Annotated in this window: 17 protein-coding genes, 1 tRNA gene and 1 pseudogene; 12 read left to right on the top strand and 7 right to left on the bottom strand. The window is 64.3% G+C overall.

The window, feature by feature from the left end:
* Positions 1 to 16 precede the first annotated feature (16 nt).
* The gene (locus EOW66_RS19150) at positions 17 to 1108 is read left to right on the top strand and encodes a glycosyltransferase (protein WP_128157917.1); all 1092 of its coding nucleotides are present in this window, start codon (positions 17 to 19) and stop codon (positions 1106 to 1108) included.
* Positions 1109 to 1154: 46 nt separating this feature from the next.
* Here the strand turns inward: EOW66_RS19150 and EOW66_RS19145 are convergent, their stop codons facing one another.
* A complete protein-coding gene (locus EOW66_RS19145) occupies positions 1155 to 1760 on the bottom strand; it encodes an integrase core domain-containing protein (protein WP_206363751.1) in 606 nt (201 codons plus the stop codon).
* 44 nt (positions 1761 to 1804) lie between these two features.
* On the opposite strand from EOW66_RS19145, the pseudogene EOW66_RS19140 reads away from it, so the two are divergent.
* The 3 genes and pseudogenes from EOW66_RS19140 to EOW66_RS19130 all read left to right on the top strand — a co-directional run.
* Positions 1805 to 2101, top strand: a pseudogene (locus tag EOW66_RS19140) (helix-turn-helix domain-containing protein); the annotation flags it as partial.
* 96 nt (positions 2102 to 2197) lie between these two features.
* On the top strand, positions 2198 to 3397 hold the full coding sequence (locus EOW66_RS19135) for an IS256 family transposase (RefSeq protein WP_128157916.1): 1200 nt from the start codon (positions 2198 to 2200) through the stop codon (positions 3395 to 3397).
* On the top strand, positions 3304 to 3735 hold the full coding sequence (locus tag EOW66_RS19130; RefSeq protein WP_275402056.1) for an ATP-binding protein: 432 nt from the start codon (positions 3304 to 3306) through the stop codon (positions 3733 to 3735). Before EOW66_RS19135 ends, EOW66_RS19130 begins: the two co-directional genes overlap by 94 nt.
* A 373-nt stretch (positions 3736 to 4108) precedes the next feature.
* On the opposite strand, the gene EOW66_RS19125 is transcribed toward EOW66_RS19130, so the two are convergent.
* Both EOW66_RS19125 and EOW66_RS19120 read right to left on the bottom strand, forming a co-directional pair.
* Positions 4109 to 4333, bottom strand: a complete 225-nt coding sequence (locus EOW66_RS19125) for a hypothetical protein (protein WP_128157915.1) — start codon at positions 4331 to 4333, stop codon at positions 4109 to 4111.
* Positions 4334 to 4456: 123 nt separating this feature from the next.
* Positions 4457 to 4876 carry a hypothetical protein gene (locus EOW66_RS19120; RefSeq protein WP_128157914.1) on the bottom strand — a complete coding sequence of 140 codons (420 nt, stop codon included), beginning with the start codon at positions 4874 to 4876 and terminating at the stop codon, positions 4457 to 4459.
* A 196-nt stretch (positions 4877 to 5072) separates the two neighbouring features.
* Here EOW66_RS19120 and EOW66_RS19115 point away from each other — a divergent pair, with 196 nt between their 5' ends.
* From EOW66_RS19115 to EOW66_RS19105, 3 genes are all read left to right on the top strand, one after another.
* Complete coding sequence (locus tag EOW66_RS19115; RefSeq protein WP_113900819.1) at positions 5073 to 5405, top strand: hypothetical protein; 333 nt, start codon at positions 5073 to 5075, stop codon at positions 5403 to 5405.
* Positions 5406 to 5470: 65 nt separating this feature from the next.
* Positions 5471 to 7324, top strand: coding sequence for a hypothetical protein (locus EOW66_RS19110; protein ID WP_128157913.1), 1854 nt, complete (start codon positions 5471 to 5473; stop codon positions 7322 to 7324).
* Positions 7325 to 7404: 80 nt separating this feature from the next.
* On the top strand, positions 7405 to 7647 hold the full coding sequence (locus EOW66_RS19105) for a hypothetical protein (RefSeq protein ID WP_128157912.1): 243 nt from the start codon (positions 7405 to 7407) through the stop codon (positions 7645 to 7647).
* 15 nt (positions 7648 to 7662) lie between these two features.
* On the opposite strand, the gene EOW66_RS19100 is transcribed toward EOW66_RS19105, so the two are convergent.
* From EOW66_RS19100 to EOW66_RS19090, 3 genes are read right to left on the bottom strand one after another with little or no spacing between them, the layout of a single operon-like run.
* On the bottom strand, positions 7663 to 9837 hold the full coding sequence (locus EOW66_RS19100) for a DEAD/DEAH box helicase (protein ID WP_128157911.1): 2175 nt from the start codon (positions 9835 to 9837) through the stop codon (positions 7663 to 7665).
* 10 nt (positions 9838 to 9847) lie between these two features.
* Positions 9848 to 11167 (bottom strand): ATP-binding protein, encoded by a 1320-nt coding sequence (locus EOW66_RS19095; protein ID WP_113900822.1) that lies wholly within the window; start codon positions 11165 to 11167, stop codon positions 9848 to 9850.
* Positions 11154 to 14105 (bottom strand): TerB N-terminal domain-containing protein, encoded by a 2952-nt coding sequence (locus EOW66_RS19090; RefSeq protein ID WP_239017640.1) that lies wholly within the window; start codon positions 14103 to 14105, stop codon positions 11154 to 11156. The genes EOW66_RS19095 and EOW66_RS19090 overlap by 14 nt, the downstream gene beginning before the upstream one ends.
* 849 nt (positions 14106 to 14954) lie before the next feature.
* On the opposite strand from EOW66_RS19090, the gene EOW66_RS19080 reads away from it, so the two are divergent.
* The 5 genes from EOW66_RS19080 (at position 14955) to EOW66_RS19060 (ending at position 21327) form a co-directional block, all read left to right on the top strand.
* Positions 14955 to 15494: a hypothetical protein gene (locus EOW66_RS19080; protein WP_128157909.1), complete on the top strand. Its 540-nt coding sequence runs from the start codon at positions 14955 to 14957 to the stop codon at positions 15492 to 15494.
* A gap of 138 nt (positions 15495 to 15632) precedes the next feature.
* A complete protein-coding gene (locus EOW66_RS19075; protein ID WP_239017639.1) occupies positions 15633 to 16571 on the top strand; it encodes a GIY-YIG nuclease family protein in 939 nt (312 codons plus the stop codon).
* 77 nt (positions 16572 to 16648) lie between these two features.
* On the top strand, positions 16649 to 18808 hold the full coding sequence (locus EOW66_RS19070; protein ID WP_164881200.1) for an AAA family ATPase: 2160 nt from the start codon (positions 16649 to 16651) through the stop codon (positions 18806 to 18808).
* 517 nt (positions 18809 to 19325) lie between these two features.
* Positions 19326 to 19520, top strand: coding sequence for a hypothetical protein (locus tag EOW66_RS19065; protein WP_128157907.1), 195 nt, complete (start codon positions 19326 to 19328; stop codon positions 19518 to 19520).
* 37 nt (positions 19521 to 19557) lie between these two features.
* Positions 19558 to 21327: a recombinase family protein gene (locus tag EOW66_RS19060; protein ID WP_128157936.1), complete on the top strand. Its 1770-nt coding sequence runs from the start codon at positions 19558 to 19560 to the stop codon at positions 21325 to 21327.
* Here EOW66_RS19060 and EOW66_RS19055 read toward each other — a convergent pair.
* Positions 21284 to 21360: transfer RNA gene (locus tag EOW66_RS19055), tRNA-Met, on the bottom strand. The two genes, EOW66_RS19060 and EOW66_RS19055, sit on opposite strands and share 44 nt — an antisense overlap.
* Positions 21361 to 21407 lie beyond the last annotated feature (47 nt).

Here is a 21407-nt window from a genome sequence, read left to right as displayed (position 1 = left end):
TTGACGGAACGCCAATATGAAAATTCTGCACATTTGCGAGACTGCAACGGGTGGCGTCGCCAGCTACTTGAACATGCTCGGAGGGATCGAGGACGGGGTCGAGAATGTATTTCTCGTCCCGTCCTGCCATGCGGATGCGATGGCCCCCGGCCTGAGGCTGCGGCTCTTTCCGTCGACCGGTCGCAACCCGCGTTCGCTGTTCAGCTTCCTGCGCGCCGCGCAGCAGACGATCCGTGACGAGACCCCTGATATTTTCTTCTTCCACTCGACCTTCGCGCTGCTCGGTCTCGGAGCCATGCGCCTGTCTGCGGCCCGTCGGAAGAAGGCGATTTACTGCCCCCATGGCTGGGCCTACGCCCGCTACCCGGCGGCGTCCTCTAAAGCGCGCCTCGTCAAGAGTATCGAGGGACGGCTGTGCGGGCTCGCCGATGTGGTGATCAACATCTCGCAAAGTGATCTCACCCTTGCGCAGCGGCTCGAGTATCGCGGCGATCAGCGCCTGGTGGAGAACGCCGTCATCGAGCGCCGGGCCAGCGCGCGCGATGACCTGTTCGCCTCCGAACCGGAGGCCCTACACCTGCTTTTCGTCGGCCGACATGACCAGCAGAAAGGTCTCGACCTGCTGTTCGAAGCTTTCGGCGAGGCTAGTCAGCAACGCACCAACCTACGACTGCACGTTCTGGGCAAGACCGTCCGCCGCGACGGAACGCCCATCCCCCTGCCCCAAAACACCTTCGCCGCCGGTTGGATAGGTCCCGCGGAGATCGATGACTGGTATAGCTCGGCCGATGCGATCGTGGTTCCCTCGCGCTGGGAAGGCTTCGGCCTTGTCGTCCCGGAAGCGTTCCGAAACGGAACGCCCGCCCTCGTCAGCGATCGCGGCGCCTTGCCCGATCTGATCCGGGAAGGCGTGACGGGCCATGTCTTCGCCCTTGGCGACGAGAGCCTTCTTCACCGTCTGAGGGAGCTGGATAGATCCGATCTCCGCGCGATGCGCCCCGCATGCCGTGCCACCTACGACGCGCGTTTTTCCGTCACCCGGTTCGTTCGGGAAATCCTGAACATATACAGATCTCTAGGGTCAGTTGGTGGCGGGGGGCGTTTATGACGTGACCGGGCGATATTGTGAAATAATCCAGCGGAACCCGCTCAGGTTAAGCCGCTAATTTGAATGCCTCGGCCGGCGTGCGCATGGCAAGGGCCTGATGAGGGCGGCTGTTGTTGTAGAAGCCGATCCGGTCGCCAATGACGCGGGTCGCGTGCTGGATGCTCTCGGAGCGATAGCGATGAACGCATTGCTCCTTGAGCGTGCGGATGACCCGCTCGACCATGCCGTTCTGCTGCGGGCAGTGCGGGGTGATGAACTCCTGCTTCAGGCCATAGCTGCGGACGAGGGCCGTGAAGTGGCGGCTGGTGAAGACCAGGCCGTTGTCCGACCTCAGCAGGAATTCCCGATCTACCTTGCCCAAGGTGCCGAACCTGGCGATCAGAGCGTGCTCTAGGGCCGCGCTGGCCGTGGTGGCCTTGCCGGAGCGCGACAGATGCCAGCCCAGGAGCTCGCGTGTGTGGCAGTCGATCACCAGCGCAAGCGACGCCCAGCCGTCCTTTCCGGCCCAGACCCGCGCCAGATCCGTCGACCAGCGCTCGTTCGGCGCGGGGGCGACGGAAGGCACGGCTTCGATGCGTGAGAACGGCGGTGCGAAGTTCGTCCATGGAAGCGTCGGCATGAAGCTGCTGCGGGCGGCGTAAAAGTCGTCCACTTTTCCCTGTCTGCGGTTGCAGGGAGGGCGTGGGGATTTACAGCGTGGAGCTATATCTGAGAGTTCGTCAGGCTTGTGCGGAAGGCATGAGCCAGCGGGAAGCGGCACGGGTATTCAACGTTTCGCGGGACACGGTTCGGAAGATGATGTCGTTTTCTGTTCCGCCGGGCTACCGTCGGACGATCGAGGTCCGGCGCCCGAAGCTCGATCCGTTTATCCTGATCATCGAGGGTTGGTTGGAAGCGGACCGGAGCATGCCGCGCAAGCAACGGCATACGGCGAAGCGGGTATTTGACCGGCTTCGCGAGGAATGTGGCTTCACCGGCGGCTACACGATGCTGTCCCTGAGCGTGGTGTAGGTTCTTGGTGAGGTGGTCACCGGCGATGTTCCGGTAGGGTCTGGTTGCTGACACCAACCTGAACCGGAGATTTCACCGATGACCACCGAGATGATGAACCTGCGCGACCTCGTCGAGAAGACCCCTGACGCCGATCTGCTGCGCGAGATGATCGGCTTTGCCGCGGAGCGGCTGATGGAACTGGAGGTCGGCGCTGCGACGGGCGCAGCCTATGGCGAGAAGGACCCCGCGCGACGAGCGCAACGCAATGGGTATCGCGATCGGGACTGGGAGACCCGCGCGGGGACGGTTGAACTGCGCATCCCGAAGCTCAGGAAGGGCAGCTACTTCCCGGGCTTTCTCGAACCGCGGCGGATGGCCGAGAAGGCGCTGACGGCGGTCATTCAGGAGGCCTATGTTCAAGGCATCTCCACGCGATCCGTCGACGATCTGGTCAAGGCGATGGGCATGTCGGGGATCTCGAAGAGCCAGGTCAGCCGTCTGTGCGAGGAGATCGACGGCAAGGTGAAGGCCTTCCTCACCCGGCCGCTCGAGGGCGACTGGCCCTATCTCTGGATCGATGCCACCTACCTTAAGGTCCGGCGCGGCGGGCGGATCGTCTCAGTCGCCGTCATCATCGCCATCGGGGTCAACACCGACGGTCGGCGCGAGGTTCTGGGCCTGGAAATAGGCACTTCCGAGGCCGAACCGATCTGGACCGAGTTCCTGCGCAAGCTGACACGCCGGGGGCTGCGCGGGGTCAAGCTGGTGATCTCGGACGCACATGAGGGCATCAAGGCTGCGGTTTCCAAGGTTCTCTGCGCCACCTGGCAACGCTGCCGCGTCCACTTCCAGCGCAATGCCCTCGCCCATGCCGGGAAGAGCGGGCGGCGTGTCGTCTCGGCCTTCATCGCCACCGCCTTCGCTCAGGAAACCGCCGAAGCCGCCAGCACCCAGTGGCGCGCCGTGGCCGATCAGATCAGGCCCAAGGTGCCCAAGCTCGCCATGCTGATGGACGACGCCGAGCACGATGTGCTGGCCTACATGTCCTTTCCCAAAGAACACCGGGCCAAGCTGCACTCGACCAACCCGATCGAGCGGCTGAACGGCGAGATCAAGCGGCGCACCGACGTCGTAGGCATCTTCCCGAACGACGAAGCTATCGTCCGACTGGTGGGCGCTTTGCTGCTGGAACAAAACGACGAATGGGCCGTCCAGCGTGCCCGCTACATGACGCTGGAAACTATCGCGCCGATGGGCGAAAATACCGCCATCAGCCTGCCCGCAGCGGCATCCTGATCAAGCAGGCCCGCGCCGAACATCACGGTGACGATCAGCGCCAGCTACACCACTCCATGGGACAGCATCGTTACAAGCTTCTCATCATCGACGAACTCGGCTTTGTTCCCTTGTCGAAGACGGGTGCCGAATTGCTGTTCGAGCTGATCTCGCAGCGCTATGAACGCGGATCGACCCTGATCACCAGCAATCTGCCCTTCGATGAATGGACTGAAACATTCGGCTCCGAGCGTCTAACCGGCGCGCTGCTCGACCGATTGACCCACCACGTCAGCATCCTCGAGATGAACGGCGAAAGTTACCGCCTCGCCCACAGCACAGCCCGCAAGCGGCGTTAATCCCGATCCAGATATCTGAAGACGATTGGCGCTGAAGCGCCAGTGCGCCATGGCACGCGCCAGCTACGTGGGAAGCGCGCGCGCCATGGCGCACACCCTCACCAACTGGCCTGGTTTTGCTCCGCCGCCATGGCCGCCTTTTGCGCCGCCGTTGACAAGCCCGGTGGTCTTGGAAGTGATCATCAGAAAATCCTGTCTGGAAGAGATATCAGGCACTTGCAGGTCTGGCAATAAACGCGTTACGCGGGGCGGGTCTCACCGAGCCGGCTCGACCTCATGGATTGCCATGGTGAAGAACAGCGGTGCGCACCCCTTCGCGCCATTGACGGCGTAGGCGACGAGTTCATGGTTCACCGTGCTCCGTTGGCCGCAGCTAATCCGGAGAACCGCCCAGATCCGCGCCGATCAGGTAGCAGACAGCGGCGAGGGGCTCGCCCGAGGGCGCGAAGGTCCAGTCCGCCTTCGGCCAGCCGGACATGTAGGCGATCTTCAGATCCGACCGCAGAAATGCCGGAAGATCCGATCGGGCAATCGCCGGAGAGGCTTTTTCATGATCCGGCCCCGGCAAGTCGACCATACCTTCCACACCGGTCAGCACCAGGTTTCACGCAGTCCGATCAAAAACCAGCCCCCCACACGCGTCCGGAACATCCGGTGTGCCGCAATCCAGCATCGGCCCGGTGACCCCCATGTCGATCTGCCCTTCCGGGATCTTCGTTCGTTACACCGGGCTTTGTTTCGCGAACATCCCGGCAACCGGCTTCCGGTCATTGCCGAAGCCGAGATGCAGCGGCTTGGCCTCGTCCAGATCCTCGCGTACGACCTTGCCGTCCCGGATCTCGACCTTCCCATCGTCATAGGCGACCGCATAGGACAGCGCGAAACCGTAATTCCCGGAAAGCGTCTGGCGCAATGTCGGCCAATCCGAGCCCAGAGGCGGCAGATGCGCCAGTTCCAGAATCTTCGCCTGGGTCTTGCCAACCACTTCAGCTTCACTGACGACGGAGGCCTTCGCCGGGGGCTTCTCGATCGATGCCAGAATGCTGCCGTTCTGGTCCACGTAGTCGAACCGATAGACATTCGCCAGGATCCGCCGGCTGCTCCCCGGCGCCTTGCGGAAATCACCGACCAGCAACAGCACACCGGACAGTCCGAGATCGCGACTCTCACCCTGCCCATCCCACTCCACTCATCGGAAAGCGCTTCTCCTAATGAGATTCGCAGGAAACCGTTTTGGATTTTCTTCGACCTCGGCAAATCTTCCCTGATCAAGGCTCCTCGTACCCCCCGGGCAAAACCCCGTGACCAAAGGATGCCGCCCAGAGGAAGGACGCACCATGGCACGGCCACGCAAGGCAGATTCGGAGAAAGCCAAGCCGCGCGAGATCCACGTCGCGGACGCCGTCTGGTCGGCGATCCGCACTGAAGCCGCCGCGGCGGATCTCTCGGTTTCCCAATATCTGATCCGATGCCGGGACAGCAGCCCTCGTCCTTGCAACCCCACTCACCTCATTCACCTCATCGAAGAACTGCAAAAGACCCACCGGGCGCTCGAGCGGGTCGCCGATGGCCTGTCCGGGGCGAACAAGGTGAATGTCCTCACGGCCCATCTGCCGCTGATCTCTATTGAGCGGCGGCTGGCACAGATTCTGGCGGACGCAACGCCGTGATCCTCGGCTGGTCCCCTCATAGCGGCGCCAGCGCGCGCAGCTCCCCGGATGCCGTCATCCGCTACATGCTGGAGAGAGAGGTCGGCAAGACGCTCGGCGCCTGGCACGTCCAGGTGAGCCGCGACCCCATCCCCGAACTTCTGGCGGGGCGACCGGAGTTGACACTGGCCGGCCTGAAGGCCTTGCCCGGCAAACACCGGTACAGCGTTGCGACTCTGTCCTTCGCCCGGGAAGACGTTCTCGTCTCAGCCTTCAACGCCGGTGCGGCCGAGGCCCGGGCGCAGATCCGCCAGACCCTCGGACTGTTCCTTGAGGTGGCCTATGCCGGATTGCCGGAAGCCGCGCGCCTGGAGCCGCTCATCGGAACCCACACGCATACCGGCCGGCTCGAAGTGAATATCCTGTTGCCTAGGGCGGTCTGGACGGCACAGGGCCAAATCCGCGCCTATAACCCGCACCCGCCGGGGAAGGTCAGCCAGCGTCTGTGGGACAATTTCCGCGATGTGCTGAACCGTCGTTTCGGCTGGGCCGATCCCCTAGACCGCGCTCATCGCCGAATGACATCTCAGCCGAACTGGCTGCTGAAGCAGCAAAGCGAGGCCCTCCGCAACGACATCCCCCCGCCCTGGGATTTCCGAAAAGAAATCGCGGCCATGGCGGAATGCTTGGTCGAGTGGGAAGGGATCTCCGACCGCGATCAGCTGATCAACCGGATGCAATCCGAACTGGCGAACCACGGCCTCATCATCCAGCGCATAACTGCGGACAGCATCACCTTCCGCGACCTTGACAACGGCGCTCGCTGGCGGATGAGTGGGTTTCTGTTTTCGGATGCCTTCTCTCCGGAGAATCCACTGATCGATCTGCCCGGACCGGAGTTCGACGAAATCCGGGACAGGCAGATGCGCGCCGCGCCGAAGAGGCTCGCCGACGCCATGCGGCGCCGGGCGAAATTCAACGCCAGTCGATATGGCTATCCTGAACCGGCCCCGGCCGCCCCGCTCGCCCTGCTCCGCATGGCCAGTCGCCCACTTCCCCTCAGCCACCCCGATCATTCAGGAGCTCTCCTTGACCGCCCCTCTCAGCCCCATGGAGCTTCGGCTCACCCGACAGATCGAGCAAATGCTCCAACACCAGAGCACGCGCATCCACGACCTGGAAGCGCGCCTCGCCGTGTTGGAGCAAGAACGGGAGGCGATGCGCTCCATGCTCGGCTTCTTCGACACGCTGTCCACGCCCAGAGCCTCTTCGACGCCCTGAAGCATCAGCTTTCCCACATCCTGGGCAGGCTACGGACCTATCAGGCCGAATGGTCGCTCGCACAAAGTCTTGCCGAGCAGCCCATCGACCGCTGGCACCAGATTGCAAGCCGATTGGAAACTCTGAATGAACGAACACGCTCCCCCGATGTCCTGGCCCGAACTTCTGAACGAATTGCGCAAGCTGACGGCCTTGATCGCCCCCTTGCAGGCGCTTCTCGCACAGGAGGAAGCCCCGAAAATCTCGGCCAGGATCAATCTTTTTCTGCTGGAGATCATCCGTATCGCCGACCAGATGGAACGCGCAGTCCGCGCATTGGAGGACGAGCAGGAAACCCGGGATCTCGTGCGCCAACTGGCGAAGGCGAGCGACCGCCAGCAGGCGGAAATCTCCCTCATGAAAAACGGGATCACGCAGATCCTTGCCCTGCTGGGGGAACCCCTTCGGGAAGGGCCGTCCGCACAAGGGCGGACCTGATCCGGATTGCCCGACGCCAGGCTTCCGACCGGGGCGCAGCGGCGACACACCTGGCCTTCGTTATCCAGGATGGGCAGGAATGGCTGCGTTTCACCATCGGCGAAAAGACCCTCCTGACAGACGGCGAAACCGTCCACGATCCGGCGGCGCCAGCTTTTGAAGAATTGGGGCCAGAGCTCTGATGAGCTACCCCCGAAAATAGGACCGTGACGGAAGCTACGATCTGACGCCTGCAGCTTTCCGAGAGCGAGGAGATCAGAACATGTCAAAAGCAAAAACCAAGATGCGGGCTTCAAGGCTCGCGCAGCCCAAGTCAGAGGCTGATGCTGTCAAACAGCGCCTTCAATGGATTGCGGCGGGCCTGGTTCAGATGCTCGCGGCCGGCCTCGAGATGATGGTCGTCCTCGCAACCTTCACCGAGGCGCTGTCTGCACCGCAGATCAGATGCACCTTCTTTGCTTGCCTAGGGCGACGTACGGCCAGTGATCTGTCCGGAAAACGCTGAAATCTGCTCCGACGCTCAGTTCAGAACATGCAGGCGCCCACAGATTTCAGGCAAGGCCTCCGCCTGCAGACGAGAAGACAAAGCGTCCTCGCGCAGCAGATCTTCCGTCAGATAGCGGTGGAATTTTTCAAACATGAGGTTGGGACGGCCGGCAAACAGATCGACCGCACCTCCCGACGCCAGTCGATCAAGGCTTTCGGCAAGCGGCAGATCTGCTTTGGCGCTGGCGATTTCGAGAAACCCGTCGTGTTCCTGCACCTCGTGGCCGAAGCTTTGCAGTGCCAATGCCAGGGTGGTGTTCTTCACGGTCCCGCAGCCGGTCGCGATGAAGAAGGTGCTCTCGCCGGTCTGCACCACCGGTGAGGTCGCGAAGCCGAGAGCATGGTAATTTCGGCGGGCCTCTGCGAGCAGTTCGAGCGCAGGACGGTCCATATAGCCGGGATCGCGGTCCCCCTCGAAGATCTCGCGCATCTTCGAGATGACCCGATCATGGATCACTCCGGGGGAGCCTCCGAACAGGGGCGGCACGCCCGCTTGCGACGGCGTTACGGTGATCGCCCTGTTCACGGTGTCGACCTCCTGCACGGTCCAGCGCCTGCCCGAGAAGATCAGCATCATCCCCCGGGACAGAACGTTCTCGAGAGGGATGGAGCCCAGATCCCTCCCCCCCGCGATCAGCCGGTATTCCTCGGGCGTCGGGAAGACGGCGTAGAACCCATAATGCCCGACCAGCTTTTCACCGACCTCCCCCAGCAGCAGAAGGCCATTCTGCGCCTGCTCGATCAGCCGGGCGTCAGACGTGCCGATCGCGCGCAAGACCTCGAGGAAGAGCGGCGCGGAAACCTGCCGAAACGGCCCGTCCTGACAAAGCTGGCGGTAAAGCTGCGCCGCTGTTGCACCGCCCCGGCCCGCGATGACCGACAAGACTTGATGCACAAGCGTGGACAGGTGCAAGGCGTCCGGCCGTGGCGGTTCACACCAGCCTTCGAGCAATAACTCGATCATCGCGACCGCACGCACCAGCCCCAGACGAAGCCGGTCGGCCAGGCTGCTGTCCGCAGCCAGTCGCGTTTCGATCGAATATTGCCGCAAGATCGCCGGCTGCCCCGCGCGTCGCCCCGAACGCCCAAGTCGTTGCCGCAAGGACGCCACGCTGAAAGGGGCGCCGATCTGGGCGACACAGGTGACATCGCCGATGTCGATTCCAAGTTCCAGTGTCGAGGTGCAGACAGCGGTGGTCGGCTTGCCAGCGTCCTTGAGCCGGCGTTCCACAAAGTCCCGGTGCTCGCGCGACAGGTTGGCGTGATGGGGGTAAAACTCCTGCGGCAGCTGGGCGGTTTCGCAAAGTTCCCGCAGCCGGTCGGCGTAGATCTCGACCTGCTGCCGGGCCCCGGCAAAGACCAGATTGTTGCTGCCGCGCAGGTGCCTGAAAAGATGCTCGGCCACCGCATCCGTAGCAGAAGGGCCGGCGTCGTTCTGGTTGCCGGAGACATAGCCGCGCAGCTGCAGGCGCAACTCGGCCTCCCCTCCGGTCGCCTTGACGAGATGCACCGCCTCCGGATCGTCCGCGCGCAGATAGGCCCGGGCAAGCGCCATGTCCCCCAGTGTTGCCGAAAGGCCGATCCGGCGGATCGGATGCCCCGTCGAGCGCTCGAGCCGCGCCAGCAGCGACCGCACCTGGACGCCACGCTCGCTGTCGAGGATGGAATGCAACTCGTCGAGCACGACCGCCCGCGTGGCACCGAAAAGCCGTGGGATTTCCAGCCCGCGCCGCACGAACAGCGCTTCGAGAGACTCTGGCGTGATCAGCAGGATGCCGTGCGGCGCCCTGAGTGCGCGTGCCTTCACCGAGGCCGTCACATCACCGTGCCACGGGGTCACCGGCAGGCCGGTCTCCTGGCAGATGTCGTCGAGCCGCCGCGCCTGGTCGGTGATCAGCGCCTTGAGCGGCCCAATGTAGAGCAGGTCGAACCCGCCCTGTTCGGCCGAAGCCTGCAGAACCTGCGAGATCAGCGGCAGGAAGGCCGCCTCGGTCTTGCCACCTGCCGTCGATGCCGCGACGATGACATCGTCGGAGGTGCCGCAAACCGCGTGAATTGCGCGCGCCTGAACATCGCGCAATTCCTTCCATCCCTGTGCCCGGACCCATTTCTGGACCGGCCGGGCAAGCTTTTCGAAGGCGCTGCTCACCCCCGTCATCCTACAGGCGGAAGCTGGTCAGCTCGTCGTCGCCGCCGCCGTCGGGCAAAGGTGCGGCCCCGGTGACGTCGTCCACATCACTCATGTCGTCCCCCTGATCGGCACGGACGTCAATCTGCTCGATCAGGTCGGGCCAGGCGACGCCGGGATTTTGCTGCAACACGGCCAGAAGGTTGACAAAGGCCGTGACGGTGTTGCGCGGGGTGCGGAAATAGGCCTCGCCGATCCGTTCGGAGCAATGCGCCATGAAGGCCTCGAGCGCCGCATCCGGGAGCATCGCATCCTCCTCCTGCATCACCGCGCGGATGTTGTGCAGAAGCACGAAGAGATCCTCGGGCGTCAGGCTGGCAAGCCGCACCACCGGCCCCGAAAGATCGACAAGCCCGTCGCGAGCGAAGGTGTTTTCCGCCAGCCGCGATTGCAGTGCCTCATAGCTGTAAAGCCCGCGCCGCGTGTTCATCAGGAACTCCGGCGTGCCCCCCATCAGGAAGCCGAGGTTCTCGGCGCTGCCCTGCAACACGTCGTTGAGGATCCGCAGGATCTGTTCGTAATTGGCGTTGCGAGCCTGTGCCGAGGTCAGCTTGAACAGGTTCACCATCTCGTCAAGACCGACGAGAAGCCCCTTGTAGCCCGCCGCGCGCACGAAGGCGGACATCAGCTTCAGCTGATCGTAGACGCCAGCATCGTCGACGATCGTGCGCACGCCAAGTGCCTTGCGGGCATCGGTGCGGGTGGCGAACTCGCCGCGCAGCCAGCGCAGGGCGGCAGATTTCAGCTCGTCATCGCCGCTCTCGTGGCCCTCCCAGTAGCGGCGGATTACCTCGGCGAAATCGAACCCTCCGGTCAGTTCCTCGAAATGTGCCAGCCTCTCGCGGATGACGGCGCCGGTGGGCATATCCCGGTCTTCGGCGTCACGATGTGCCTGCGAAACGAAGCGCTCGACAACGCTGGCAAGCGCCCCGCCGTCGGCCTTGGTGCGGGTCGAGAGATTGCGCGCCATCTCGGCGTAAAGCCCCCGCGCCTGGCCGCCGGTGGCGTGCAGACGGCGATCGGGCGCCAGATCGGCGAACATCACCACCAGCCCCTTTTCCAGCGCCACAAGCCGGATCAGGTTCATGAAGAAGGTCTTGCCCGACCCGTATTCGCCGATCACGAACCGGATCGAGGAACCGCCATCGGCGATCCGCTCCATGTCCCTGACCAGTTCCTCGATCTCGCGCACACGCCCGACCTGGATATGGCGCAACCCCTGCTTGGGCACGACGCCCGCGCGCAGGGCCTGAACAATCGCGTCGCGCTCGCGCGGCTTAAGCGTGGACATGGCGTCCCTCCTTTGCAAATTCCGCCGTCACTGCCGCGGCGATCTCCGGGGCCACATCGTAGCCGTCATAGTCGTCTAGCAGCGCTTCGTCGTAGATCCCGAAAGCCCATTCGTTGATCGCCTCCAGCGCCCCGGCCGGCAGGAACCCGTGGCGTTTGCAGGCGGCCTCGAAAGCCTCGGCCGTCAGATGTGTCTCTCCGGCAATCTCGCGGACCAGAGCCGTCGTCGCCGCGTCCAGCCCCTGCAGTCGCACCGACTCTTCGGGGTGAACGGGGGCTGTTTCCGGCTCGGCCTCCTCCGCCCCAAAAATTGCGCCAAGGACCGATGACACCCGTGCCGTTTCCGCCCGGGTCGCCGCGATCAGTGCCGGATCAAGTTTGTGCGCCAGGCCACGCACTGCCGTCGGGATCGCCTCCCCCGGAACGTCGGCGGTCGCCGGTTTCACCCGGACCGGATCATCGAGAACATCGCCTGCGTGAATGTCGGAATAGACCAGCCCCGGATCGAGCCCGAGCGCCTTGTAGAGTTTCTCGATCCTCGCGACCTCTTCGGACTGAATGAGGCCATCGGCATGCGCCGCCGCGACCAGCGCCGCGCGCAAAGCCACATGCACGTCCGGCCCGGTCTCCTTGAGCTTGCGCCGCAAGAGTGCCAGATCGGAGGGCACCGCCAGAAGCCAGTCCATATTGGCCGCAAGACGCAGACGCTCGGCCGCACTGATGTCGGCGGCCCGTTCGATCCGGTCTCGCAGCGCCCGCCGTTCGGCGTCGGAAATAACCCCATCCGCCTGCACGACGAAAACGCCAAGCGCAAGTTCAAGAAGGGCCGCCCGATACGCAGCAGAGACATCCTCGAGATTTTCGATCGGAGCCTCGAGAGCATAGATCACCAGTGGCTCGTCGATCTTGGGCGAGCGCAACGCGAAGCGCGGATCGGGGGCCAGGCCAAACCCGATCCGGGCCAGCGTGTCGGCGGCCCCGGTCAGGAGCGACTTGGTCAGTTTTTCCGGCAGCGTCCCCCCGATCCGGGCGATGACCTCCGCCGCGGGAACGAGCGCCCCTTCGGCGACCTGCGACGCTGCCCAGTCCTTCAACCGATCCAGCGCATCGGACGGAAAAAGCGGACGCAGCTCCGCCGGAAGCAAGGCCTGCGCCTCGATGCTTCCCCGTCCATCCGGAATGCGCCCCAGATATCGGCTGAAGCGTTCAAGCGCCTCGGTGACCTCGTCCGCGACTTCCTGCGCGATCTCGAGCGGTTTGCGCAGGCCGGAAATGTCCGGCACCGGCCTGCCGCCGAGGTTCGGCTTCAGATCTGCATGAAACTCCTGCGAGGCCGCCTGATACCGCCCACTCAGCATCTTGCGGGGTTTCGCGACCTTGAGCCCATTCGGAAAGCGCCGTTCGAACCGAAGTCGGAACAGAGCCCGAAATTCTTCCTGACACCGCGTCGCGGGGGTACGCAGATAGTGCTCTGGATGGCAGATCAGCCAGCTCAGCACCCAATCCCAGCTCAGCGGCTCGTCCTGCGCGATCTTGCTGCCGATCGCAACCTTGAGGCCGAAAGGGACTTCCCACCCGCGGAAGTCGAGAACCGGCTCTGACGCGGCGGGATCCTGCAAATCCAGTTGCGCGATCCCGATGAATTCCCCGAGGTAGCGCCGTGCCGACCCGTTATTGTCATAGAGCGCCGCAAGCCTTCGGACCTCGTCAAGGATCTTGCGTTTCTCTTCCTCCTCCGGCAGGTCGACGCAAAATCGTCGCTCCAGCCCGTAGAAATAAAGGAACATGTAGCCGGGATTGTAACTGGCATCGCGGCGACCATCGGCGAGCCAATCCAGGTAGGTCGCACGACAGATCGGCGACAGATCGGAATAGCTCGGCCAATAGGGCAGCTGCGTCCCTCTCGGATCTCTCTCCAAGCGTGCGACCGGCAAGGCCGGGTCGATATAGGGGCGGCTTTTCGTAGAATACCCCTCTCTGTCAATTCGGGGCGGCGGACCAACATAGACCATCCCGCCGATATGGCGCCCGACGATAACCGCGCTTTCGCCTTTGGGGACCCAGCTCGTCAGAGCTTTGGCTGGAGCGAGCTGATTTTCCAGCCTCTGCCGGCCTTCCTGCAGCTTTCGAGCTGCCCGGCCCTCCTCCTCCAGCTCTTTCTGACGCGCCATCTTTCTGGCACTCTCGGCAAGCCGATACCGCTCTGCGCGCTCTTGTTGAGCGCGCAGGGCTTCACGATCCCGAAGGCGGAGGTCGCTTTCCGCCATTTCCTGAAGCGGTGGTTCCTTTGGCACCGGCATGGTTGACGGCAATACAGCGGCTTCCCCCGCGTCGATCTGCGCGCATCTGGTCTGTGCAACCTCGGGCAGGACCGGATCCTCCCGCGTGAGCGAGAGGGGCGGCGGCGCAGGCGGCCCGGGGCTTCGGTCTGGTGCTGGAAAGGCTACGTCATGTCTTTGCGGCAAAAGGCCATTGGACGCGAAACAGGCCTCTGTTTCGGAGATCGCAGCAGGCACCGCGGCCGGATTGGCTGCGCTCCGCTCCACCACTGGCGAAGCCGGGTCTTCAGCAACGGGGCGGTCTTGCCGGACCGCCTCACTCTCGATCCGCTCTCGCCCGCCCCGCGCAGCCTCAGCTGCGGCAGGCGCGACTGAATCGCCCCGCCTGAACAGAGGAGGCGGCGCAGCGCGCGATCCGGCGGTATGCTCTTGCTGCCGAGCGAACGCTTCCACCGCACCCAGCTCTTCCCGGGCACGAGACCGCCCACGCCGTCGGTTTTCCTGTACCCAGACCAGGACCAGGGGAACACCAAACGCAAAAAGCATCTGCCCCATCGCCGGCAGATCTTTCAACACCGTCGCGATCAAGGCCACGCCGAGGACGAAGTAAACCGCATAGAAAAGCGTCATGCGAATGAGCTTTACGAGAAACGCAAGCATTTCGGCCCTCAAATACCAGCCTCTATGCCTTGCACCTTGGGCGAAATTTTCAGGGCAAGCAATCTTGGATATGCGAAACAGACGACCTGGCCTTTCCCCAATCCCGGGGCATTTTCAGGGCAATTTAAGCCACTTTCAGCCCCAAGTGGTTGCGGTCGCTCCGACTGAAACCGACCACTGCGAGTGGCTCTCCGCCATGGGGCATGGAGCCACGGGTGATTTCAGAAAGCAATCCATCGACCAATGCCGACCTTGGCGGAGAGCCGACTTCCCATGCGAACGCGGTCGACGCACTCACTTCTCCTGCCGCAAAAATCCCCGTCCTAACGATTTTACCAAGTCGAAGGGGCCCACCCCTCTCGCCCCCCCCGACGCGCGAACGCGCCTTCCAAGACGCGACCAGCCGTCTCTCAACTACAGGAGCCCACCTGGTTCTCCGAAAAGTCGGTGCGGAATCCTTGTCATTCACCAAGCGCTCAGTCTTGCGGATCTGGAGCACAACAGTCCATAGCCCCCGAAAACTGATCTGCACACCTAGTCAGCTGGACTGGTCCTTCCGCTCGGTTTCTACCACTCTCAGCCCATACTCAATCAACTGACGGATCGCCTCGTTTTCAGAGGAAATCCTGTTTGCGAACCGATAATCAGCTATCCGCTCGGCTTGCTGCTCTGTCAGGTTCACAAGTTTCTTGAAGGGATAAGCGGTCTTTTTTGACATGGTATTGCACTATACCACGGATGGGCCATTGACAATATGAAGATATAACGCATATGCTTTATATGCAGATCGAGGCGGTGCTACCAACACCCCCCCGATCCTAACCCTGACTGATCGTATGGAGATCACCCATGGCTGTTCATATGCCTATCACGCCCCTGGGCGCTTCGGAAGCGTGCGACCGTTTCTCGCACAGCCTCATCTCTCGCGCGTTCACGCAGCTGAACGCGGCCGTGGCATTGTACATCGAGTGCGAGCGCGACCTCGAGCATGCGGATTGCTTCGACCCGGCATTCCTGTCCTGGAGCGCGGACGCGGAGGAGGCCCGGGCTCGGGTGCTGGGCCTCGCCGCGACGATCACGGCACAGCCGGTGATGCGGGCGTCAGACAAGCCGCTCAAGCGCAGCGCCATGCTGACGCGCCTGCTGATCGAGAGCGACAGCGCCGCGACGTTCACCTCCCTGCTCCGCCTTCCCGGCAGCCATGCGGAGCTGTTCTCCTGCTGCGACGCCGGCGCGGTCGGAGCACGGGTGCGGCAGATGCTGGAGACTCATCAAGTGCAGCTCGAGGCCCTGGCCGACCTCGACGAGTTCGACGATCTCGGGACGCATTGGCCTGATGATCCCGCTGCCGAGATGCCGGAACCGCTGACCGTCGCCTGCGCGCTCTGATCCAGTCACCCTGACGCATCCAGGCCCTGCCCGCGCTTTCCGCGCCGGGCTCGGCCCGCTTGCCCAATCCCTGTCCGCGTCCCGCCCCAGCACCTGCCATGGCTGCGGCCGGATGCGGCTTGCCCGGAGGTATCCGCCATGAACACTCATCCGCACGTCTCCCCCGACACCCCTCACGAGCGCCCCGTTCCGATCGGCATGCCGATCCACGAGCACTGGCACGCCGCGGCCGCAGCGAAGGGCTTCGAAATCACCTGCCGGGTCGACGACCGCTATCACCTGATGCTGCGCTGCGAGGCCTGCGGGCAGGAGCATCGCAGCAAGCTCCATGTCCTGATGACGAGCCAGCCACTCTGCCCGCATTGCATGGACGCGCGCTGGCGGGCGGACGCGGAAGCGGCAGGCCTCGTCTGGCTCGGGCGTGACCCGGAGGACCGCCATTACGGCTTTTACCAGGCGCCCTGCGGGCACGGGCTCCGGCGTCAGTTCGAGCTGGTCAAGCGGATCGCCGCGGGGGAGTGCGCGCATCGCTGCGAACGATGCCAGAACGAGAAGGAAGAGGCCGAGGCGAAGGCACGGGGCTGGTCCCTGATCGGCCCCGCCCCGGGTCGCGGCCCGAACTACCGGGTCTATCGTCACAGCTGCGGCCACGAGCAGGCGATCGCACGCGCGAACATGCAGTCCGGGCGTTTCAACTGCGCCAGCTGCGGCGAAGGCTGGTCCACGGCGCCGAGCTTCATCTACTGCATGTGCTTCGCGCTTCCGGGACTGGCACCGCTCGTCAAGCTCGGTTTTTCCCGGAACCCGGACAGCCGACTGCACTGGCAGCTGAAGCGAAGCCCGGATCTTTCCGGACACATCCTCCGCAGCGTCCCGATCCGCAACGGCCACACCGCACAATCCCTGGAGAAGAAGATGCATGCCGCGCTCAGGCGCAACCATCGGGACAGCGTCATACCGCCAGAGCGGTACCGTCCCTGGCTGCGCGTGAAGTCGGAGATCTACGCGGCAGGGCTGCAGCCCGTGATCCTGAAGCTGCTGGACGACCTCGACACCGGCCTTCGCGCCACCGACTGATCCCGCCCCTGCCCCCCCTTTTTTCCGGAATGAACCGGCGTCAGCCGGTTCTCTTTCCATGCCATGGAGGCAACGACATGCCGAAGATCTCCAACACACATCCCCTTTGGGCGCCCTATGCGTGCAGCCTTCTGCGCCGCCTGCGCCAGGCCGAAGCCGAGAGCAGCTTCGATCCCGATATCGACGCGGAGGGCGAACGGATCAGACCGGTGCTCGGCGGCAAGACACCTTCCGCCGCCGGCCTGCTGGGCGAGCTCGAGCACAGCCAGCACCAGGACTCGCGCGACATTGAAGACATGCGGGCCGCCGGTATCGATGGCTATGCCATGGATGATCGCGGCTCGGATCGGCCAAAGGTTGTCATTGCTCCGGACAAAATCCTCATGACGTTGCGTCTGGCGGCGACTTTCGGCAGCCAGGAGCGGTTCGGATCCGCGCTGGATCAACGCGCCTGCACTGTCATCACAGGTTTCGAGCCCATCCAGCTCTCCGGCGCGGCCACCGCGATCGGCCGTCTTTTCCTGCCGGACGGCTGGACATCGCAAACGCGCCCCCCGCGCCACAGGGACTCCGCTGTGCTCCAGCTGCTGCGCCCGACGGAGACCGGCAGCAACAAGATCACCGAGCACGCGATCGCGAAGATCGAACACGAGATCCTCGCAGCTTTGGCGCGGCCGCATCCGCTGATGATCCTGCTTCCTGATACGGCATCGCTTCCGGCCAATCTCCGGCGCGTACTGCCGCCTGCCCTGCAGTTGCCCCCCATTGACCGGGAGATCATGCTCCGGCTGCTCGGGCAAACGCATTCCGCTACCGGTAAGGTTGATCGCACGCTGATCACTCCGCTTTTGCCGGAGAACGACGCCCTCGCGACCATGGATATGCCGAGCCTGATGTCCGCCTTGCGCGAGCCGAACGCGCCGGCTGCGGCCCGCAAGCTGGCGGCGCTTCTGGCGCCGATGGCCAATCCATCTTCCGACATGACGCTCGCCGAGATCGGCGGGGACAGCCCGGCGCACCGGGCCGCGGCCGATCTCGTGGCCGACCTGACCGCATGGCGGCAGGGCACCGCCCGCTGGAGAGAGCTGTCGCACGCGCTCCTGCTCTCGGGCGAGCCCGGGACCGGCAAGAGCGTGCTGGCCCGGGCCATCGCGACGAGTGCCGGCGTGCCCATCGTCGAGGCGTCCTTCGGCATCTGGCAATCGCATGGCCATCTCGGCGACATGCTGCGCGAGATGCGCCGCAGCTTTGCCGAGGCCATCCAGCGGCGTCCCTGCGTGCTCTTCATCGACGAGATCGATGCGGTCGGATCGCGCGACAGCGCGGACCGGCACGCGACCACGTACAGAGCCCAGGTCATCAATCAGTTCCTTGCCGAGATCGATCAGCTCAATCGCGCCGAGGGCGTGCTCCTGGTGGGCGCCACCAACCATCCCGAGGCATTGGACCCCGCAATCCTGCGCCCCGGCCGCTTCGATCTGCACGGCGTGCTCGGCCGGCCGTCCCTGCAGCAGATCCGGCACATGCTGCGGCGTGCGCTCCCGGAGGCCGGCGAGGCCGATCTGCAGGCCCTGGCCCGAGAGGTCGCGGGCGAGACGCCGGCTGCGATCGACACTTGGCTCCGCGCCGCCCGGTCGGCGGCACGGCGCGCGGCACGGTGCTGTGATGCCGCCTGGATCCGGGCCAGCCTTCCCGCCCGGGATCCGCAGACGCAGGCGCGCGACCACCGCATCGCGCTCCACGAATGCGGCCACGCGATCGCCGCCACACGGCTGGGCGCCGCTCCCGTTCACCGCATCCAGCTGTCGGCCGATGGCGGCGCGACCATCCGGCCCCATCTGATCCTGGAAGGCACCGTCGCCGAGTTCGAGGCCGAGATGACAATCCTGCTGTCAGGCCGCGCGGCCGAACGGCTCGTCCTTGGCACCGTCAGCGCGGGGGCGGGCGGCAGCGAGGGCAGCGACCTCCATCTCGCCACCCGGCTGCAGCTGCAGGTCGACCGCGAGGCGGGCCTCGGCGTGAATGGCGGCGCATGGCTCGGCCCCGCGGACATGCGGCGACTGTCGCCGGAAGAGCGCAACCGCGTGCGGGTCAGGCTCGACGTCTTCGAGCGGCGCGCCCGTCAGCTTCTCGAGCCGCAACGGGACCGCCTGGAGAAGATGGCGGATCATCTTCTGCACCACCGCGAACTGAATGAAGAGGAGCTGAAGCCCTGGCTCGCCGACCTTGGCCCCTGATCGCGCGGCCCGCCCCCTGCCGCCAATCCGGCGCGTCAGGGCCCGGGGGTGCCATAAAGGAATTCGCAAAAATGGTTGGCGCGGCCCCCGATTGCCCGCCGACACCCCAACCGAGCAACCGCCACCGGGATTTGCGCCATTCGATTTCGCAAAACACCCCGCTGGCGCCGCCATTCCCCCGCCACGGGGACCAGAGCCTGCCTGCCACACGTTCTTCCTGCGCCGCAGCGCAATTCCACAGAATTCGCCCTTGGCAGAACTTTCCCGCGGCACCTTTTCGTGGCCCCCCGTCCTGCGGCGATGCGGCAAGCGCCCCCTCCCCTTCTGGAGAGAGAATCTTCCGTATTTTCAACGTGGTTTTCCACATCCGCGTGCCGGACCAAGGCAGCTTCGCCCTCCGCGCCCCGCTTCCCCGCGGTATGATGATGCCAGAAGCGGCGAGGGCCTTCCCCGCACAGGATCATCATCAGCGAGCGCCCCGGACCAGCCTCCGGCGGCGCGGGGAGAGCCTTTGCCGATGGCACGGGACCGGAGAAGACATGCTCAGGAACAGGACACCGCGCAGGCGGCGGCCCTCCCAGCCGCACATCCGGTCGGCACCCGCATTCCCGGAGATCAGAACGACGCACAGCGCCTGGAGCTGTTCCACCACTTCCTGCGCGCGCTCGCCCGAGAGGCCGCGCGCCGCGACCATGCCGCCGATCCCGACTGATCCCGACTGATCCCTTCCGCCTCGAAGGAGACACCCGATGACGAAGCCCAGACTGCGCGTGGCGATCTATGCCCGCTTCTCGACCGACAAGCAGCGCGATGCCTCGATCGAGGACCAGATCGACTCCTGCCGCGATCTCGCCGCGCGCGAAGGCTGGGAGATCGTTGGAACCTACCAAGACCGGGCGATCTCGGGCGCCAGCATGTTTCGCCCCGGAATCGAGGTGCTGCAGCGCGATGCCAAGGCGGGGAAGTTCGACATCGTCCTGGCCGAAGCGCTCGATCGGCTGTCGCGCAAGCTCGCCGACATCGCGAAGTTCCATGAGCGGATGGAGCATGCCGGGCTAGAGATCCACACCCTGACAGAAGGCAAGGTCGATGCCATGCTGATCGGGATGAAGGGGACGATGAACCAGATCCAGCTGCGCGACATCGGCATCAAGACGCATCGCGGCCAGAAAGGCAGGGTCAAGGACGGCAAGCTCGCCGGCGGCAATGCCTACGGCTATGACGTCCTGCCCGCGGTCACCGTGAACGGCAAATCGGAACACGGCGACCGCGCGATCAACCGCGCCGAGGCGGAGGTAGTGCGCCGGATTTTCACCGACTACGCGCAGGGCATGTCGGCGGGCAAAATCGCCGAGGCGTTGAACAATGCGCGCATCCCAGGCCCGCGCGGCGGCTGGTGGGGAACATCCTCGATCCTCGGCAACCGCGAGCGCGGCACGGGCATCCTGAACAACGAACTCTACCGTGGCAATCTGGTCTGGAACCGTCTGCATTACAGCAAGGATCCGGACACCGGCAAACGGAACTCGCGCCTGAACCCGGAGGACCGGTTGACCGAGGTGGAGGTCCCGCATCTGCGGATCGTCACTGACGAGATTTGGAATGCGGTGAAGGCCCGCCAGGGTGCGATGAAGACGAAGAACACCAATGTGCCGATCTGGGACCGGCGGCGTCCGAAGTTCCTGTTCTCGGGCCTGATGACCTGCGGTTGCTGCGGCGGTGGGTTCTCGAAGGTGTCCAAGGATGGCTTCGGCTGCTCGGCCGCCCGCAAGAAGGGTGCGGCGGCCTGCACCAATATGGCAGTCATCAAACAGGCCGACCTCGAGGCCCGCGTTCTTGGCGCGCTCGAACACCATCTGATGGACGAGGAAGCGGTCCGGATTTTCTGCGAGGAATATGCCGCCGAGCGGAACCGGCTGCAGGCTACGCGCGAGGCCGGCCGCGCGGAACTGGAACGGGAACTGAAGCAGGTGTCCGCCGACCACAAAAAGCTTGTGGATGCGATCATCGCCGGCGTTCCCGCCGAACAGGTGAAGGACCGGATGATCGAACTGGACAGCCGCCGGAAGGATCTGGAGCGCCAGCTTTCGGCCTCCCCCGCACTGGACCCGATCCGCATCCATCCCGGCATGGCGCGGACCTACCGCGCCCGGATCGGCCAGTTGATCGCGGGCCTGTCGGATGCCGAGCGGATGGACAAGGCCAAGGAAGCTTTGCGGGCGCTGATCGAGAAGGTCGAACTGGTGCCCGTTTCAGCCGAGGAAAGCGAGACTGGCCGGCCCGGCCTTGCGATCCACCTGCATGGCGCGCTGGCGAGCCTGCTGCGTCTGGCTTGTGGGCTGCCGGTGCATGAGGCTGTCGGCGCAGCGGCCCAAACGCAAAAAGCCCCGCGGAAAGCGGGGCGTAGTGTTGCAATCAATGGACAATCCGCAGATGCGGACCTTCAAACCATTGATATTACTGAGGAATTAGTTTTGGTTGCGGGGGCAGGATTTGAACCTGCGACCTTCAGGTTATGAGCCTGACGAGCTACCGGGCTGCTCCACCCCGCGACCGGGAGCGACTTTGGTGTCGCCTGAGGTCTTGCCCCGAGGGCTTT

This window comes from Paenirhodobacter huangdaonensis (genome assembly GCF_004022465.1).
Classification (GTDB): domain Bacteria; phylum Pseudomonadota; class Alphaproteobacteria; order Rhodobacterales; family Rhodobacteraceae; genus Rhodobacter; species Rhodobacter huangdaonensis.
Note: the sequence above shows the minus strand (reverse complement) of the source record. Positions and strands in the feature narration are given on the sequence as shown.

Coding starts and splice junctions, on each gene's coding strand:
- EOW66_RS19150 (WP_128157917.1), top strand. CDS start 17: ATGAAAATTCTGCACATTTGCGAGACTGCAACGGGTGGCGTCGCCAGC.
- EOW66_RS19135 (WP_128157916.1), top strand. CDS start 2,198: ATGACCACCGAGATGATGAACCTGCGCGACCTCGTCGAGAAGACCCCT.
- EOW66_RS19130 (WP_275402056.1), top strand. CDS start 3,304: ATGGGCCGTCCAGCGTGCCCGCTACATGACGCTGGAAACTATCGCGCC.
- EOW66_RS19115 (WP_113900819.1), top strand. CDS start 5,073: ATGGCACGGCCACGCAAGGCAGATTCGGAGAAAGCCAAGCCGCGCGAG.
- EOW66_RS19110 (WP_128157913.1), top strand. CDS start 5,471: ATGCTGGAGAGAGAGGTCGGCAAGACGCTCGGCGCCTGGCACGTCCAG.
- EOW66_RS19105 (WP_128157912.1), top strand. CDS start 7,405: ATGTCAAAAGCAAAAACCAAGATGCGGGCTTCAAGGCTCGCGCAGCCC.
- EOW66_RS19095 (WP_113900822.1), bottom strand. CDS start 11,167: ATGTCCACGCTTAAGCCGCGCGAGCGCGACGCGATTGTTCAGGCCCTG.
- EOW66_RS19090 (WP_239017640.1), bottom strand. CDS start 14,105: ATGCTTGCGTTTCTCGTAAAGCTCATTCGCATGACGCTTTTCTATGCG.
- EOW66_RS19080 (WP_128157909.1), top strand. CDS start 14,955: ATGGCTGTTCATATGCCTATCACGCCCCTGGGCGCTTCGGAAGCGTGC.
- EOW66_RS19075 (WP_239017639.1), top strand. CDS start 15,633: ATGAACACTCATCCGCACGTCTCCCCCGACACCCCTCACGAGCGCCCC.
- EOW66_RS19070 (WP_164881200.1), top strand. CDS start 16,649: ATGCCGAAGATCTCCAACACACATCCCCTTTGGGCGCCCTATGCGTGC.
- EOW66_RS19065 (WP_128157907.1), top strand. CDS start 19,326: ATGGCACGGGACCGGAGAAGACATGCTCAGGAACAGGACACCGCGCAG.
- EOW66_RS19060 (WP_128157936.1), top strand. CDS start 19,558: ATGACGAAGCCCAGACTGCGCGTGGCGATCTATGCCCGCTTCTCGACC.